This window comes from Kitasatospora sp. NPDC023385 (assembly GCF_055664045.1).
In genome coordinates, this window is the sequence record NZ_JBVOOL010000008.1 from 216988 (window position 1) to 234008 (window position 17021).

14 protein-coding genes are annotated in these 17021 nt (G+C 70.6%); 8 read left to right on the plus strand and 6 right to left on the minus strand.

The genetic code is table 11. The features are described 5' to 3' along the window. Window positions 1-111: 111 nt before the first annotated feature. From mctP to AC0B61_RS15775, 3 genes are all read right to left on the minus strand, one after another. Entirely contained in the window at window positions 112-1725 is a 1614-nt protein-coding gene (gene mctP, locus AC0B61_RS15765; RefSeq protein WP_471741219.1) for a monocarboxylate uptake permease MctP, read from the minus strand. After that, entirely contained in the window at window positions 1722-1985 is a 264-nt protein-coding gene (locus tag AC0B61_RS15770; protein WP_471741220.1) for a DUF3311 domain-containing protein, read from the minus strand. The genes mctP and AC0B61_RS15770 overlap by 4 nt, the downstream gene beginning before the upstream one ends. A 300-nt stretch (window positions 1986-2285) precedes the next feature. Further along, window positions 2286-3077 (minus strand): GntR family transcriptional regulator, encoded by a 792-nt coding sequence (locus AC0B61_RS15775; protein ID WP_471741222.1) that lies wholly within the window; start codon window positions 3075-3077, stop codon window positions 2286-2288. A 336-nt stretch (window positions 3078-3413) separates the two neighbouring features. Between AC0B61_RS15775 and AC0B61_RS15780 the strand changes: the two genes are divergently transcribed. The 7 genes from AC0B61_RS15780 to AC0B61_RS15810 all read left to right on the plus strand — a co-directional run bounded on the left by AC0B61_RS15780 (window position 3414) and on the right by AC0B61_RS15810 (window position 13255). Further along, the gene (locus AC0B61_RS15780; RefSeq protein WP_471741223.1) at window positions 3414-4703 is read left to right on the plus strand and encodes an extracellular solute-binding protein; all 1290 of its coding nucleotides are present in this window, start codon (window positions 3414-3416) and stop codon (window positions 4701-4703) included. A 90-nt stretch (window positions 4704-4793) separates the two neighbouring features. After that, window positions 4794-5822, plus strand: a complete 1029-nt coding sequence (locus AC0B61_RS15785) for a carbohydrate ABC transporter permease (protein WP_471741224.1) — start codon at window positions 4794-4796, stop codon at window positions 5820-5822. Then, window positions 5819-6646, plus strand: coding sequence for a carbohydrate ABC transporter permease (locus AC0B61_RS15790; RefSeq protein ID WP_471741225.1), 828 nt, complete (start codon window positions 5819-5821; stop codon window positions 6644-6646). The genes AC0B61_RS15785 and AC0B61_RS15790 overlap by 4 nt, the downstream gene beginning before the upstream one ends. Window positions 6647-6652: 6 nt before the next feature. Beyond that, window positions 6653-8206 carry a glycoside hydrolase family 3 protein gene (locus AC0B61_RS15795; RefSeq protein WP_471741226.1) on the plus strand — a complete coding sequence of 518 codons (1554 nt, stop codon included), beginning with the start codon at window positions 6653-6655 and terminating at the stop codon, window positions 8204-8206. Window positions 8207-8697: 491 nt separating this feature from the next. Beyond that, on the plus strand, window positions 8698-10011 hold the full coding sequence (locus tag AC0B61_RS15800; protein WP_471741227.1) for an extracellular solute-binding protein: 1314 nt from the start codon (window positions 8698-8700) through the stop codon (window positions 10009-10011). Between the two features lie 221 nt (window positions 10012-10232). Beyond that, the gene (locus tag AC0B61_RS15805; RefSeq protein WP_471741228.1) at window positions 10233-11291 is read left to right on the plus strand and encodes an SIS domain-containing protein; all 1059 of its coding nucleotides are present in this window, start codon (window positions 10233-10235) and stop codon (window positions 11289-11291) included. A 443-nt stretch (window positions 11292-11734) separates the two neighbouring features. After that, window positions 11735-13255, plus strand: a complete 1521-nt coding sequence (locus AC0B61_RS15810) for a sensor histidine kinase (protein ID WP_471741229.1) — start codon at window positions 11735-11737, stop codon at window positions 13253-13255. A 420-nt stretch (window positions 13256-13675) separates the two neighbouring features. On the opposite strand, the gene AC0B61_RS15815 is transcribed toward AC0B61_RS15810, so the two are convergent. Continuing rightward, window positions 13676-13927: a WhiB family transcriptional regulator gene (locus tag AC0B61_RS15815; protein ID WP_014138019.1), complete on the minus strand. Its 252-nt coding sequence runs from the start codon at window positions 13925-13927 to the stop codon at window positions 13676-13678. 367 nt (window positions 13928-14294) lie between these two features. Further along, complete coding sequence (locus tag AC0B61_RS15820; protein ID WP_471741230.1) at window positions 14295-15266, minus strand: diacylglycerol/lipid kinase family protein; 972 nt, start codon at window positions 15264-15266, stop codon at window positions 14295-14297. 50 nt (window positions 15267-15316) lie between these two features. Here AC0B61_RS15820 and AC0B61_RS15825 point away from each other — a divergent pair, with 50 nt between their 5' ends. Further along, complete coding sequence (locus AC0B61_RS15825) at window positions 15317-15745, plus strand: hypothetical protein (protein WP_471741231.1); 429 nt, start codon at window positions 15317-15319, stop codon at window positions 15743-15745. Between the two features lie 60 nt (window positions 15746-15805). On the opposite strand, the gene AC0B61_RS15830 is transcribed toward AC0B61_RS15825, so the two are convergent. Continuing rightward, the gene (locus tag AC0B61_RS15830) at window positions 15806-16864 is read right to left on the minus strand and encodes an RNA polymerase sigma factor SigF (RefSeq protein WP_471741232.1); all 1059 of its coding nucleotides are present in this window, start codon (window positions 16862-16864) and stop codon (window positions 15806-15808) included. Between the last annotated feature and the right edge of the window lie 157 nt (window positions 16865-17021).

Genomic DNA, 17021 nt, shown 5'->3' on the forward strand with positions numbered 1-17021 from the left:
GGTCCGGTCTGGTGGTGCCCGGCGTGCACGCCTGTTCATACATATGATCGCGCCGCCTCCTCCAGTGTTCACGGAGAAGGCGGCGCGATCACAGGGCGCGTACCACGCGAATCAGTGCGCCGCTACGGGCTCCGGCGCGCTCTTGGGCTCGCCCTCGTCGCCGGCTTCGGCGCTGTAGTCGGAGGGCCTGGTCTCGTCCGGGCCGTCGGGCGCCTTGACCGCCCGCAGCACCAGGGTGAGCGCCACCGCGACGATCAGGTTCAGCGCGAAGGCGGTCAGGCCGATGTAGCCGATCTCGCCGATGCCGGGGATCTCGGCCGCGTTGCCGCCGAAGTGCTTGGTGGCCGGGCTGGCGATCCCGTACGCCTTCCAGGTGCCGTAGACCATGCCGGCCGCCCAGCCGGCGAACAGCGCCCAGTGGTGGAACCAGCGGGTGAACAGGCCGCCGACGATCGCCACGAAGGTCTGCAGGATCCACAGGCCGCCGAGCAGCTGGAGGTTGATCGCGGCCTGCTTGTCCATGCCGAGCACGAAGACCAGCGCGCCGACCTTCACCAGCAGCGAGACGATCTTGGCGATCCTGGTCTCGTCGGCGGGGGTGGCGGCGGGCTTGAGCCACTCCTTGTAGACGTTGCGGGTGAACAGGTTGGCCGCGGCGATGGACATGATGGCGGCCGGCACCAGCGCGCCGATGCCGATCGCGGCGAAGGCCACGCCGGTGAACCAGTCCGGGAACATGTCCGCGAACAGCTGCGGCACCGAGAGCTGCGCGTTGTAGCCCTTGACGCCCTTGCCCACGCCCGCCGCGATCGCCATGAAGCCGAGCAGCGCCAGCAGGCCCAGCATCAGCGAGTACGCCGGCATGATCGCCATGTTGCGGCGGACGGTGTTGCGGGACTTGGAGGCCAGCACGCCGGTCACCGAGTGCGGGTACATGAACAGCGCCATCGCCGAACCGAGGCCCAGCGTGGCGTACGTCCACTGCTTGTTGTCCGGGACGGTCAGCGAGCCGGCCTTGGCCGCCTTGAAGTGCTGGGCGGCCGCGTCGAAGATGTGCCCGTAGCCGCCGAGCCGGATCGGGATGTAGATCACCGCGACGATGATCACGATGTAGACCAGGGCGTCCTTGACGAAGGCGATCAGCGCCGGGGCGCGCAGCCCGGAGGAGTAGGTGTAGGCGGCCAGGACGCCGAACGCGATGAACAGCGGCAGGTCCCGGACGAACCAGTTGGCGTTGGCCCCGCCGCCGACGCCCAGCACGTCCAGGACGGCCTGGATGCCGACGAGCTGCAGGGCGATGTACGGCATGGTGGCCAGGATCCCGGTCAGCGCGACCACCAGCGACAGCGGCCGCGAGCCGTACCGGCCGCGCACGAAGTCGGCCGGGGTCACGTAGCCGTGCACCCGGGACACCGACCAGAGCCGGGGCAGGAAGAGGAAGACCAGCGGGTAGGCGATGATCGTGTACGGCACCGCGAAGAAGCCCGCCGAGCCGCTCGCGTACACCGCCGCGGGGACGGCGACGAAGGTGTACGCGGTGTAGAGGTCGCCGCCGAGCAGGAACCAGGTCACCCAGGTGCCGAAGCTGCGCCCGCCCAGGCCCCACTCGTCCAGGTGCGCCGCGTCGCCCGCGCGGCGCCAGCGCGAGGCGAGGAAGCCCATCACGGTGACCAGGCCGAAGAAGAGGACGAAGACCCCGAGGGCCGGCACGTTGACGTCCTTCATCGCGCACCGCCCGTCCGGGCCGCCTTGCGGGCCTTCTCGTCCCGGTTGATCAGCAGGTAGGCGGCGACGGTGAAGACCGCCGACACCGGCACCCAGAGCAGCTGGTACCAGTAGAAGAACGGCACCCCGCCCACGGCCGGGTCGCCCTTGTCGTAGGACGGCACCCACAGCATCGCGACGATCGGCACGAGCAGGGCGACGCCGGCCAGCACCCGCTCGGGCGTCACCGCCGGGACGGGCGCCCCGGGTGGCTCGGTCATGACATCGTCGAAGGCATCGGGATCAGACGGCATTTCGGCTCCGCTCCGGAGGGTTCTCCCCGTCGGCGCCGCAGCCCGGGCGGCGTCGCACGCCCCCGCGAGCCCGCCGAGCAGCACCATCGGTGATCGGCAGTCAGTATTGGCTGCGCAATCTAGAGCATGGGGTGATCCATGTCACCGGGATCGGCGCAACTTCCCGCCATCCGGACGCATCGGGGGCCGGGACGCGAAAGGCACCGGCGCGCAGGTCGCGCGCGCCGGTGCCCACTGCGAACGCCCGGGCCGCTGCGAACGCCTGGACTACTCCGGTCGCTTCAGGCGGGTGATGAACTTGTAGCGGTCGCCCCGGTAGATGGAGCGGACCCACTCGACCGGGTCGCCGTCGGCGTCGAAGGAGTGCCGGGACAGCTGCAGCATCGGCAGGCCGAGGTCGGAGCCGAGCAGCCCGGCCTCGCGCGGGTCGGCCAGGGTGGTCTCGATGGTCTCCTCGGCCTCGGCCACGGTGACCCCGTACACCTCGCGCAGCGCCGCGTACAGCGAGTTGTGCTTGGCCAGGTTGCGACGCAGGGCGGGGAAGCGCTTGGCGGACAGGTGGGCGACCTCGATGGCCATCGGGTCGCCGTTGGCCAGGCGCAGCCGCTCGATCCGCAGCACGCGGCCGCCCGGCTTGATGTCGAGCAGCGGGGCGAGCCGGTCGTCGGCGGTGATGTAGCCGATCTCGATCAGCCGGGAGGCGGGCTCCAGGCCCTGGGCCCGCATGTCCTCGGTGTAGGAGGTGAGTTGGAGGGCCTGGGCGACCTTGGGCTTGGCGACGAAGGTGCCCTTGCCCTGGATGCGCTCCAGCCGGCCTTCGACGACCAGCTCCTGCAGGGCCTGGCGGACGGTGGTGCGCGAGGTGTCGAACTGGGCGGCCAGCGCGCGCTCGGGCGGGACCGGGGTGCCGGCGGGCTGGGTCTCGGTGAGCTGCAGCAGGTGGCGCTTGAGGCCGTAGTACTTGGGGACGCGCGCGGTCGGGTCGGCACCGGTCTGCGGGGGGAGGTTCTTCACCCCGGGGTCGTCGGCCTGGGCGGTGGTTCCCCCGTCGCTGCTCATCGGACCTGTTCTCCCGCTTCTCGCAAGGCCTTCACAGGCCCCGCCACATCGTCAACGGGTCACATCGTTGCATGTATGGCTTGGAACGAATACCTCATCACGCGATGAACGATGTGCGGTGTCGGCTTGATAACGGGTGGTCGAGTTCGGTCGGACAGCCGTTGACAGGCCCATTGGTCTAGGCCAAGCTCCAGGCATCTGGTCTACACCACTAGGCCGGTTACTACGAATCCCCCCACCCGTTCGAAGGGGACCGCGGCGCCATTGCCCCCGCTTTGTGCGGGTCTGCCGCTGCCGCCCGACGGGGGTAATCCAGGCATCCCTCAGGAGGATGGCGTGAAGCGTCAGCTCATCGCGGCGGTCGGCGTCGCAGCAATGGTCGTCGGCCTGGCGGCCTGTGGCTCGGACGGCAAGAAGAGCGACGGCGACTCGAAGTCGTCGTCCGCCTCGGCGGCCGACAAGTACAAGGGCAAGACGCTGAAGGTGTGGACCATGACCGGCTCCGCCCCGAAGGGCTGGACCGACGCGGTCAAGACCGAGTTCGAGACCACCTACCCGGGCTCGAAGGTCGACTTCCAGGCCCAGGAGTGGACCGACATCGGCCCGAAGGTCACCGCCGCCCTGTCCGAGGGTTCGGTCGACGTCCTGGAGGTCGGCAACACCCAGACCGCGGGCTACGCGGCCTCGGGCGGCCTGCTCGACATCACCAAGGACAAGTCCGCCCTGGGCGGCGACAACTGGGCCGCCAACCAGAACGAGGCCGCGGTCCTGGACGGCAAGCAGTACGCCGCCCCGTGGTTCGTGACCAACCGCGTGGTCGCCTACAACAAGGACCTGTGGGCCAAGGCCAACCTGACCGACGCGCCGAAGACCCTGGACGAGTTCTACGCCGACCTGGAGAAGCTGAAGGCCGTCCCCGGCGTCGCCGACCCGATCTACATGCCCGGTCAGGAGTGGTACGTCTACTTCGGCCTGCTGACCAGCGAGGGCGGCAAGATCGCCAAGAAGGACGGCGACAAGTGGGTCGGCGGCCTGTCCTCGCCCGAGGCGCAGAAGGCCTTCGAGACCTACAAGAAGCTGCAGGGCTACTCGGCCACCGGTCCGAAGGACAAGGACGAGGCCACCCCGCAGCAGAAGGACGTCTTCGGCGCCGGCAACGTCGGCACCATGATCGGCCTCGGCTGGGAGCTGCCGAAGGAGGAGGTCCTGCCGGCCAGCAAGATCGGCTTCTTCCCGCTCCCCGGCAAGACCGCCGACAAGCCCTCCGGCGTGTTCCTCGGCGGCTCGAACCTGGCGATCGCGTCGCAGAGCAAGAACACCGACATGGCGAAGGACTTCCTGAAGATCGCCCTCAACGACAAGAACGAGGGCGCGGTCGCCGCGGCCGGCAGCATCCCGAACAAGGCCTCGCTGAACGGCCAGATCACCGGCGACTTCGCCAAGGCCGCCCAGTCGGCCGCCGCGGTCGGCGCGATCACCCCGAACACCCCGAACTGGGCCAGCGTCGAGGACAAGCCGAACCCGATCAAGGACTTCCTGACCGCCGCCCTGCAGGGCGGCGACTACGCCGCCACGGCCAAGAAGTACGACGACGAGATCGCGAAGCGCCTCAACCAGAAGCAGTAAGCACTGAGCGGCGTCGCTCACCGGCCCCCGGCGGGGGGCCGGTGGGCGGCGCCTGTCCGTCGTGGCCAGGGTTGTGAGGAAGTGAGAACGATGGCTGTGCATTCGGAGCGGGTGCAGACGCAGTCCCCGGATCCAGGGAAGGCCGTTGCGGCCAGTATCGAGACGGGCGCCGCGGGCGGCGGGCCCGCGGCCGCCGTGCCGAAGGGCGCCAGATCCGCGGGCGGCCCCGGCCTGGGCTCCCGCCTCGCCCCGTACCTGCTGCTGCTGCCGGCCACCGTGGCGACCGTCGCCCTGCTGGGCTGGCCGCTGCTCAAGACGGTGCTGCTGTCGTTCCAGAACCTCAACCGGCGCCAGCTGGTCATGCACATCACCGAGTGGAACGGCTTCGACAACTACAAGGAGCAGCTGACCGACCCGGACTTCTGGGCGGTCACCGGGCGCACCGTCGCCTTCACCGCGATCAACGTCGTGGTCATCATGGTCGGCGGCACCCTGATCGGCCTGCTCCTGAACCACCTCGGCAAGAAGATGCGCCTGGTGCTGCAGATCGGGCTGCTGATGGCCTGGGCCATGCCGGTGGTCGCCGCGACCACGGTCTACACCTGGCTGTTCGACTCCCAGTGGGGCGTCGTCAACTGGGTCCTGGACCAGCTGGGCTGGCACTCGATGGCCGACTACAACTGGCTGAGCGACGAGTACACGACCTTCTTCGTCATCATCCTGCTGATCGTGTGGATGTCGGTCCCGTTCGTGGCGTTCAACATGTACGCCGCCCTGACCACCATCCCCAAGGAGCTCTACGAGGCCGCCCGGATGGACGGTGCGGGCTCGCTCAAGATCTTCAGCTCGGTGATCTTCCCCAACCTGAAGCCGTTCTTCCTGGCCACGACCTTCCTCGAGGTCATCTGGGTGTTCAAGTCGTTCACCCAGGTCTACGCGGTCAACGCCGGCGGCCCCGAGAAGCTGACCCGAACCCTGCCCGTGCACGCCTTCCTGGAGGGCTCCTCCGGCCAGCACTACGGCATCGGCTCCGCGATCGCCGTGCTCACCATTCTGATGCTGGGCGCGCTGATGGCGTACTACTTCCGCATCATGATCAAGCAGGAGGACGAGCTGTGAGGCGCTCTCTCTTCGGACGTACCTGGCCGAACGTGATCGCGGTCGTCCTCTTCGTCTTCTTCGTCTTCCCGGTCTACTGGATGTTCGCGACGTCCTTCAAGCGGGACCAGGACATCATCAGCAAGACGCCGGTCTTCATCCCGCTCGACGGGACCTTCGACCACTTCGTCACCGCGGTCCACGCGCCGAACTTCTGGACGTACGTCACCAACAGCGTCACCGTCACCGTCAGCGCGGTGCTGCTCTCGCTGGTGATCGCGACCCTGGCGTCCTTCGCCATCGCCCGGATGAAGTTCCGCGGCCGCAAGGCCTTCGTGCTGGTGATCATGATGGCGCAGATGGCGCCCTGGGAGGTCATGACCATCGCGGTCTACATGATCTCCCGCGACAACGACCTGCTGAACAGCCTGGTCCCGCTGACCCTCTTCTACATGATGATGGTCCTGCCCTTCACCATCTGGACGCTGCGCAGCTTCATCGCCGCCGTGCCGAAGGAGCTGGAGGAGTCGGCCATGGTGGACGGCTGCACCCGCACCCAGGCCTTCGTCCGGGTGATCTTCCCGCTGCTCGCCCCCGGCCTGATGTCGACCTCGCTGTTCGGCTTCATCACGGCGTGGAACGAGTTCCCGCTCGTCCTGATCCTCAACAAGGACGAGGGCAAGACCCTCCCGCTGTGGCTGTCGTCCTTCAAGACCGCCTTCGGCAACGACTGGGGCGCCACCATGGCCGCGTCCACGATGTTCGCCGTCCCCGTGCTGATCCTGTTCATCTTCCTGCAGCGCAAGGCGGTCGGCGGTCTGACCGACGGCGCCGTGAAGGGCTGAGCCACCGTGAGCATCCTCGTACCCACCGCCGCGGACAGCGACCAGCTGCACCGCGATGCCCTGACCGTCCTGCAGCCCGGCTTCGTCGGCACCGAGCCGCCGCGGTGGCTGCTGCGCCACCTCGCCGCCGGGCTCGGCTCCGTCGCGCTGTTCGACCGCAACGTGGTCGACCTCGACCAGCTCGCCGCGCTCACCCGGGCGCTGCGCGCCGAGAACCCCGACCTGCTGATCGCCATCGACGAGGAGAGCGGCGACGTCACCCGGCTGGAGGCGGGCTCCGGCTCGTCCTGGCCCGGCAACCTCGCCCTCGGCGCGATCGACGACCCGGCGCTGACCCGGGACGTCGCCCGCGAGCTGGGCCGGGCGCTGGCCGCGGCCGGCGTCAACTACAACTGGGCGCCCACCGCGGACGTCAACTCCAACCCGCGCAACCCGGTCATCGGCGTCCGCTCCTTCGGCGCCGACCCCGAGCTGTGCGCCCGGCACACCGCCGCCTGGGTCGAGGGCCTGCAGTCGGCCGGCGTGGCCGCCTGCTCCAAGCACTTCCCCGGCCACGGCGACACCGCGGTCGACTCGCACCACGGCCTGCCGGTCATCGACGTCGACCTGGACGTGCTGCGGGCCCGCGACCTGATCCCGTTCCAGGCGGCGATCGCGGCCGGCACCAAGGCCGTGATGACCGCCCACATCATGATCCCGGCGCTGGACCCGAAGCTGCCGGCCACCCTGAGCCCCACCGTGCTGCGCGACCTGCTGCGCGCCGCCCCGGCCGACGGCGGCCTCGGCTACCAGGGCCTGATCGTCAGCGACGCGATCGAGATGGGCGCCATCGCCGACACCTTCGGGATGGGCGAGGGCACCGTGCTGGCCCTGGCGGCCGGCGCGGACGCGATCTGCGTCGGCGGCGGCCTGGCCGACGAGGAGACCGTGCTGATGCTCCGCGACGCCATCGTCGCGGGCGTGCGGGCCGGCGGGCTCGACGAGGAGCGGCTGGCGGACGCCGCCGCGCGGGTCCGGGCGCTGGGCAGCTGGGGCCGGATCTCGGCGCAGGGCGAGCGCCCCCAGCCGGACCTGGCGGTGGGCCTGCGGGCCGCGCGCCGGGCCCTGAAGGTGGTCCGGGCGCCGGGCCGGGTGACGCCCCCGGTGAGCGAACGCCCGTACGTGGCCTCGTTCTCGGACGAGCCGAACATCGCCGTCGGCGACGTCACCCCGTGGGGCGTGGCCGGGATGCTGGCCGACCGCTTCCCCGGCACCCGCACCCGGGAGGTGTCGGCAGCCGAGGCGACCCCGGAGCTGCTGGACGCCCTGGTCGACGGGCTGGCGGCCGAGGCCGAGGGCCGTCGCCTGGTGCTGGTGGTCCGGGACGCGCACCGCTACGGGTGGATGTCCGCCGTGCTGAGCCGCCTGGTGGCGGCCCGGCCGGACGCGGCCGTGGTCGAGATGGGCCTGCCCCAGTCCGAGCCGGTCGGCGCGCTGTACATCGCCACCCACGGCGCCGCCCGGGTCTGCGGGCTGGCGGCCGTGGAGGTGCTCACCGGGCAGCCGGGAGCGATCGGCTGAACCGACTGGCGGACCGTCACCGGCGGTGTCCGGGGGCGTCGGCCGACGGGCTCGTCATGCGCATGGCGCGTGGCGGGCCCGTTCGTTTTCCCGCGCCTTTCCCTGCGTCATTTCCCTTCGTCATTTCCCCACGCTTTTCCCCGCGTTCTCCCCGCGTCACATCCCCGCGCCGACCTGCGGATTCGCCGGGTGACCGTGCTCCCTCAAGTGGGGCTTAAATCCGCCTTAAGATCCACTGACGGTGACGGGGCGGCGACTGATCGCCACGCGGTACAACGGCTCTGCAACGGCCGTGCGTACAGGCGCTTTTGGCCGTTGACACCGCCATTGGTCTAGGCCAGAGTCCAGTCATCCGGTTCGAGCGTTCACCTCGCCGGATGTGGTATCGGCCCACCCCGAAGCTCTTCGCCGCCCCCTGTCCGGACTCTCCGCGGCGGGCGCCAATCACGCTGCCGGCGGGCATCACGGCTCTAGCACCCTCGGAGGACGGCGTGAAGACGCGTCAGCTCGTCCCGAAGCTCGTCATCACGGCCCTGGCGGTGGGCCTGACGGCCTGCTCCTCGTCGGGCTCGCCCGCGGGCGACGGCAGGAACGGTCCCGCCGACCCCAAGGCGGCCACCGGCACCGTCACCGTCTGGCTGATGGACGACGCCCAGAAGAACTGGCCGGACCTGGTCCAGCGGGTCAACGACGAGTTCGCGGCGAAGTACCCGAACATCACCCTCAAACTCGCCTACCAGGGCTGGGCGGACAAGGTCGGCAGGCTCGACCGGGCGATCGCCGACGGCACCGCCCCCGACGTGGTCGAACTGGGCAACACCGAGACCATGAAGTACGTGCTCTCCGGCGCGCTGGCCCCGGTGGACCGGACCACCTTCGACAACGCCGACAGCTGGATCAAGGCGCTCGCCAACACCTGCACCTACCAGGACAAGCTCTGGTGCGTGCCCTACTACGCGGGTGCCCGGGTCGCCGTCTACAACTCCTCGACCTTCCAACAGGCCACCGGCAGCGCCGAGTTCCCGAGGACCGAGGCGGAGCTGCTGACCGCCCTGGACCGGATCGCGGACAAGAACAAGGCGGACAGGACCTTCTCGCCGCTCTACCTGCCCGGCCCGTACTGGTACGCCGCGATGAGCTACGTCGCCGCGTCCGGCGGCAGCATCGCCAAGTTCGACAGCGCCGGGAACTGGCACGGCACCCTGCACGACGCCAGGTCCCAGGAGGGCATCAGCCACTTCGCCGACCTGGTGCGCAAGTACAACAAGGGCGACCTGGCGGTCAACGAGCAGAACCAGTTCGAGTCGATGGCCCGCGGCCACGCCGCGTCCTTCTACGGCAACGGCTACGAGGCGGCCAGCGTCACCGCGCCGGTCACCGGCGACCCGAGCATCAAGGACGCCGTCAGGGTGGCCACCATGCCCGGCCCGGACGGCAAGCCGCTGCCGACCTTCATCGGCGGCTCCGACCTCGCCGTCACCGCCAAGTCCGCGTCGGTGGCGGCGGCGACCGACTGGGTCCGGATGTTCACCGCCTCCAAGTCCGAGCAGGCGCTGGCGGACAAGGACATCCTGCCGAACAACCTGACCCAGCTGAACCCGCTGAAGAGCAAGCCGTCCACCGCCGCCGCGGCCAACGCCGTCCCGGACGCCTGGTTCACGCCGCTGGCCCCCGGCTGGGGCGCGATCGAGAAGCAGAAGATCATCCCCGACATGCTGACCGCGATCCTCAAGGGCAAGTCGGTGGACCAGGCCACCAAGGAGGCCGACGCCGCGATCGACCAGCTGATCAACAAGCCGTCCTGACCGGGCCCGCCGCCGCGACCCGCTCCGCCATCGCGATCCGCTCCGCCGCCGTGCGCCCCGTCCGCCTCCGGGCGGGGCGTCCGCGGGGTGCTCCGGGGCGGGCTCGCCCGTACGATTGCCGCACGAAGAACCGCAGCGAGTGTGCGGACTCGCCGCCGTAGAGGTCCCCGTCGGGCAGCCGCCCGGGCGGGGTCGAACCATCTCATCGGAGGCAGACCCAGATGTCCGACCCGCAGACGGTTTCCGTGCCCGGCCGGATCATGGCGGCGGAGATGGCCGAGCAGCCGGCCGTCCTCCAGCGCATCCTCGACGAGGGCGCCCCGAAGATCCGCGAGGTCGCGGCCGGGATCGCCGCCCGCAACCCGCGCTTCGTCCTGCTCACCGCGCGCGGCACGTCCGACAACGCGGCGCTGTACGCCAAGTACCTGATCGAGATCCTGCTCGGCAAGCCCGCCGGCCTGACCTCGATGTCCACCACCACCGCGTACGGCGCCAAGCCGGACCTCACCGACGTCCTGGTCGTCACCGTCAGCCAGTCCGGCGGCTCGCCGGACCTGGTGGCCTCCACCAAGGCCGCCCGCGAGGCCGGCGCCATCACCCTCGCGGTCACCAACAACGCCGCCTCGCCGCTGGCCGAGGTCTCCGAGTTCCACATCGACGTGCTGGCCGGCCCGGAGAAGGCGCTGCCCGCCACCAAGACCTACACCGCCGAGCTGCTGGCGCTGTACCTGTTGGTCGAGGGCCTGCGCGGCGGCGACACGTCGGCCGCCGAGGAGCTGCCGGGCCTGGCCGCCGGCGTGCTGGCCCGCCGGCCCGAGGTGAAGGCGCTGGCCGAGCGGTACCGCTTCGCCCAGCGCCTGGTCATCACCTCGCGCGGCTACGGCTACCCGACCGCCCGCGAGGCGGCGCTGAAGCTGATGGAGACCACCTACATCCCGGCCTCCCCGTTCTCCGGCGCGGACCTGCTGCACGGCCCGCTGGCCATGGTGGACAACGTCTCGCCGGTGATCGCGATCGTCCCGGACGGCAAGGGCGGCGAGGCGCTGCAGCCGGTGCTGGACCGCCTGCGCGGCCGTGGCGCGGACCTGGTGGTGATCGGCCAGCAGGCGCAGGTGGACGCCGCCTCGGCGGGCTTCGCGCTGCCGGCAGGCGTGCCCGAGGAGCTGCAGCCGATCCTGGAGATCCTGCCCCTGCAGCTGCTGGCGTACGAGGTCACCATCGCCCGCGGCCAGGATCCGGACGCGCCGCGCGCCCTGGCCAAGGTCACCGAGACCCGCTGACCCCCGGCACGCGGACCGGCCCCCGTCCACAGGCTGTGGACGGGGGCCGGTTTCGCGGAGCTGCGGAGCGGAGGGGTGCGGTCCGAGGGGGACGGCCGGCGGCAGGACAGCACTACGGGCCACGGCGCCGACACAGGACCCTCAACCCGTGCGGCACCGCAGCCCGGAGCTGTCGTCGGGCACCGGGATCGATCGAGGACTGTGCGGGGTCCTCGTTCGGCGGCGTCCGACCGAGGAAAGGCCGCGCGCGGTCAGGGCAGTTGCGCGGGAGCCTCTCCTTGGTGCCCTTCCATTGTGGACTAGACCAATCTGGGTTGTCCAGGCCGCTCCCGACATTGGTCTGGACAACTCCGGCCGGTCGCCGGGCCGTCACACCAGGGCCCCGCCGGTCCGCCCACCGGTCCGCCGCGCCCCGCCCGGACCGGCGGGGCTACCCTCGCCATGTGCCCTCGCTGAACGAACTCGTCCGCCGCCACACCACCCTCACCGGGGCCGACGTGGAATGGCTCCACATGCTGGTCTCGGAGTGGCAGCTGCTCTCCGACCTCTCCTTCGCCGACCTGGTGCTGTGGATCCCCACCTGGGACGGCATCCGGTACGTCTCGGTGGCGCAGATGCGGCCCAACACCGGGCCCACCTCCTACCAGGACGACATGGTCGGCCACCTCGTCCCGCGCGGCCGCCGCCCGCTGCTGGACGCCGCCTTCGACGAGGGCCGGATCGTGCGCGAGGGCGACCCGGAGTGGCGCGAGGAGGTCCCGGTCCGGGTCGAGTCGATCCCGGTCCGCCGCGAGGGCAAGGTGCTCGGGGTGATCGCCCGCAACACCAACCTGCTGACCGTCCGCACCCCCAGCCGGCTGGAGCTCACCTACCTGCAGAGCGCCTCCGACCTGGCCCAGATGATCGCGGCCGGCAGCTTCCCGTTCCCCGGACACGAGCAGATCGACATGGACGCCGCCCCCCGGGTCGGCGACGGCCTGATCCGCCTGGACGCGGACGGCATCGTCACCTACGCCAGCCCCAACGCCCTCTCCGCCTACCACCGCCTCGGCCTCACCTCGGACCTGGTCGGCAGCCACCTCGGCCAGGCCACCGCCGACCTCGCCCCGCCGAACCGGGCGGCCGTCCACGAGGCACTGGTGAAGGTGGCCAGCGGCTGGGCGCCCCGGCAGACCGAGGTGGAGGCCCAGGGCGGAGTGGTGACCCTGCGGGCGATCCCCCTCAAGCCCAAGGGCATCCTGACCGGTTCGCTGGTGCTCTGCCGGGACGTCACCGAGCTGCGCCGCCGCGACCGCGAGCTGATGACCAAGGACGCCACCATCCGGGAGATCCACCACCGGGTGAAGAACAACCTGCAGACCGTCGCGGCCCTGCTGCGGCTGCAGTCCCGCCGGATGGAGTCGGAGTCCGGGCGGGCCGCGCTGGACGAGGCGGTGCGCCGGGTCGGCTCGATCGCGATCGTGCACGAGACGCTCTCCCAGGGGCTGGACGAGCGGGTGGCCTTCGACGAGATCGCCGACCGGGTGCTGGCGATGGCGATGGAGCTGTCCCAGGACGGCCGGGTGGCGACCCGCCGCACCGGCAGCTTCGGCATCCTGTCCGCCGAGGTGGCCACCCCGCTGTCGATGGTGCTGACCGAGCTGCTGCAGAACGCCCTGGAGCACGCCTTCGGCCCGACCGCCTCCGGGAACCTGGAGATCAGCGCGCTGCGCGGTCGGGCCCCGGCGACCGGGAAGGGCTGGTCGGACAGCTGGAACGGCGGCACCCGGCCGGAGGAGTACCTGCTGATCACGGTGCAGGACGACGGCCGCGGCGTGCCGGAGGGCTTCGACCCGCAGACGGCCGGCAACCTCGGCCTCCAGATCGTCCGGACGCTGGCCACCGGCGAGCTGGGCGGCACCTTCGACATGGTCGCCGGCCCGAACGGCGGTACGAAGGTGATCCTGGAGATCCCGGTCCGCTGAGCTTCGGTAGTGCGGAAGCCCGCCGGGGGCGCGTGTCCGGCGGGCGCGCCGGGTGCGCACTCCGTGCGCCCCAGCAGGTTCACCGGATCGGGTGCGGAACAGAAACGAGGCCCTGTCGACCGGGGGGGGGTGGGTCGACAGGGCCTCTCAACCCGTTCCGGCCGTCGGGGGGAGTCGGCCGGAACGGGGGCTCTGGGTGGTGCGACACCTCGCCGGTGCGTTGCACACGGTGAGCGCCTTAGCTCCACGATATTGCTCTAAGTGAACAGTATCAAGTGCCTGGACGGGTTCGGTGTCGCGGGACCAGGCTGGGCAAGGTCCTTTGTGCGGAAGGCTTCACCAGGAAGTGCAGGGAAGCCTTTGATCATGTGTTGATCGGTCCTGCGGTTACTGCCGGTGCTACGCCGTGTGATCGTCGGATCAGGCGGTGCGGGCGCGGTTCCGGGCTGCGCGGCGCTTCATCGCGCGACGCTCGTCCTCGCTCATGCCGCCCCAGACGCCGGCGTCCTGACCGGTCTCCAGAGCCCACTGAAGGCACTGTTCCATGACCGGACAACGGCGGCACACGGCCTTGGCTTCCTCGATCTGCAGCAGAGCAGGACCGGTGTTCCCGATCGGGAAGAACAGCTCCGGGTCCTCTTCGCGGCAGACAGCGCGGTGGCGCCAGTCCATGGTCGTCCAACTCCTCCTGCCGACGGGGGTGGCCCAACGGCATAATCGATGGCTTGTGAATGTGAACGCTTTCACGAATCCCGCAACAGCAAAAGAGACCAAAGGCCTACCGGGCCCGGTCGGTCTGTGCTGGGGGGGATTCGGCGATTCGAGGGACACCTCGCGGTCGGTGCTCCTGTGGTTCCGGAGTCGCCGTCGCTGCGACGTGTCCCGATCGCCATGTAGAGGTTCGCAAACCTCGGGCTCGGATACAACCCCCTTCGAGGAGGAATTTTTGATTCTTCGGTGTCGCCTAGCTCACAGCCGGTACTTCTATGGAGTGAAGGGGGCTTGTGCGTTCGAGAAGAAGGGCGAACCCCCCTTCCGGTCACACAATCACACGCAGTGCCCGCCGTACGCCTGTGAAACTGACGCGACTCCTGTCCCCAAGGTGGTCCCCGTCCACCTGGAACGGGGTGGGTTCCTCTGAAACCAAGGTGAAGTGTCTGACGTCGTGGTAGGAGACGACGTGCTTCCCGGAGGGCCCGGCGGCCGGAGTGCCATCGCTCGAAGGCGTGTACGCCCGCAGGATCTGACGGATCGTTCGAGCGGTTCCGAACGCCGTCATCCGGGTGATGCCGAAGACGTCGAGATCCGTGTCGAAGGAGGCGAGCGGTGAGGGGTAGACCGGACGGTTGCCGAGGAACGTCCACGGCGAGGTGTTGCTGACTATCGACAGGACCAGCCCCGGAACGGCCCCGTGGCCCGGCAGTTCAAGGGAGACCGGGCCCGAGCGGCGCTGCTCACGCTGGGTGAAGTAGTGCCGGAGCGCCTGCTTCACGTAGAGGGCGTGGGTGGACCTGCGCCCGGCCTTGCGCTGCTCCTCGACCCGGCCGACCACCCCGGCGTCGAAGCCCAGGCCGGCGGTGAAGGTGAACCAGCGGTCCGGCAGCCCCTCGGTCATCGCCTTGCCCAGCCCGATCGGGCGCTCCCGCTGGTGCTCCAGCGCGTCCAGCAGGGCCCCGGTGGCCTCCACGGGGTCGTTGGGCAGGCCCAGCGCGCGGGCGAACACGTTGGTCGAACCGCCCGGCACCACGGCCAGTCGCGGGACCTTCTCGCCCGGGCCGTGCGTCAGCAGCCCGTTCACCACCTCGTTGACGGTGCCGTCGCCGCCCAGTGCCACCACCAGGTCGACCGTGCCGTCCTCCGCCGCCTCCCGGGCCAGGTCGCGCGCGTGCCCCCGGTACTGCGTCTCGGCCACCTCCAGCTTGAGGTCGCTGCGCAGGGCGTGGATCAGGACGTCCCTGGTCCGGCCACTGGTGGTGGTGGCCTTGTGGTTCACGACCAGGAGAGCGCGCATGGGGAAAGCCTACGGGGCGGTACGGACCAACCGGCGGCTACCCTGCTGGAGTGACCGCAGAAACCTCCGCACCCGTACCTGAGGCCGGCACCGGCCGTCCGGCGTCCCTGACCCTGGGCGCCGCCATCACCGCCCTGGCGGGCGCCGCGCTCGCCGTCGCCGGCGTCTGGGACATGGTGGCCGCGCTGTCCGGCCAGTCCCGGCAACTGGCCCTGAACGAGTTCGGCGGCCTGGTCATCGTGCTGCTCGGCGTGCTGCCGGTCCTGGCTGCCTGCGCGCTGCTGAAGGAGCGCCGCTGGGGCCGCAGCCCGGCCGTGCTGACCAACTCGATCTGCCTGCCGGTCGCGTACTACATGGTCGAGAACGGCGGCGCGATGATCGCCGCCGGCGTGCTGGTCGGCCTGCTCGGGCTGGCGGGCATCGGCGCCCTGCTCAGCCCGAAGACGACGGCGGCCCTGTACGCCCCGTCCGAGGACTGAGCGCGCGGGACCGCCGAGGCACCGGACGGCCGCCCAGCCGAAGCTGAGCGGCCGTCAGTCTCACTCCTCCACCAGGAGCTTCTCCCGCAGCTGGGCCAACGTCCGGGCGAGCAGCCGGGACACGTGCATCTGGGAGATCCCCACCTCGGCGGCGATCTGCGACTGGGTCATGTTGCGGAAGAACCGCAGCACCAGGATCTTCTGCTCCCGGGGCGGCAGTTGGGCCAGCAGCGGCTTGAGCGACTCGCGGTACTCGACGCCCTCCAGCGCCTCGTCGGTGGCGCCCAGGGTGTCCGCGACGGCCGGCGACTCGTCGTCGCTGTCCGGCACGTCCAGGGACAGCGTGGAGTACGCGTTGGCGGACTCCAGGCCCTCCAGGACGTCCTCCTCGGAGATCCCCAGGTGCTCGGCCAGCTCGTGCACCGTGGGGGAGCGGCCGTGCCGCTGGGAGAGCTCGCTGGTCGCCGTGGTGAGCGACAGCCGCAGCTCCTGCAGCCGGCGCGGGACGCGCACCGCCCAGCCCTTGTCGCGGAAGTGCCGCTTGATCTCGCCGACGATGGTCGGCGTCGCGTAGGTGGAGAACTCGACCCCGCGCTCGTGGTCGAACCGGTCCACCGACTTGATCAGGCCGATGGTGGCGACCTGGGTCAGGTCGTCCAGCGGCTCGCCGCGGTTGCGGAAGCGCCGGGCCAGGTGCTCGACCAGCGGGATGTGCATCCGCACCAGCTGGTTGCGCAGCTCGACCCGCTCCGGGGAGCCGTCGGGCAGCGCGGACAGGCAGACGAACAGCGCGCGGGCGGCCTCCCGGTCCGGGGCGCCGGTGCGGTGCGAGCTCTGCGCGGGCACGGCGCCGTGCGGCTCCGCCACGCGCTCCGGCTCCACCGGCTCCACCTGTTCCGCCGGTCCCGCCGGTTCAACCGGGGCCACCTGCTCCACCGGATCCGGCGGGGGCGCGGCGGCAGGCGTCGGCTCGGACGTCGGCTCGGTCGGGTGGCTCATCCGGTGGGCGTCCTTCGGGTGCGCTTCGTCGTTGGCGGCGAGGCCGGGAACGCTCGCCTGGGTCGGTACGGCAGGTCCCGCCGTCGCGAGGCCGGTACGGTCCAGATCACTCACGGCCATTCCCCCGTTCCGTTCCGGGAGCACCGGGGCCGGTGGCCCCGGATTCGTCTCGTTGGTCGTACCGCGCGGGGCGGTACCGGGAGCCGTCCGCCGGGCCCCCGGTCGGGGGAGCGGCGGACGGCCCTTGCGCGGGTGCTGCTCGATGCTGCTCGGTGCT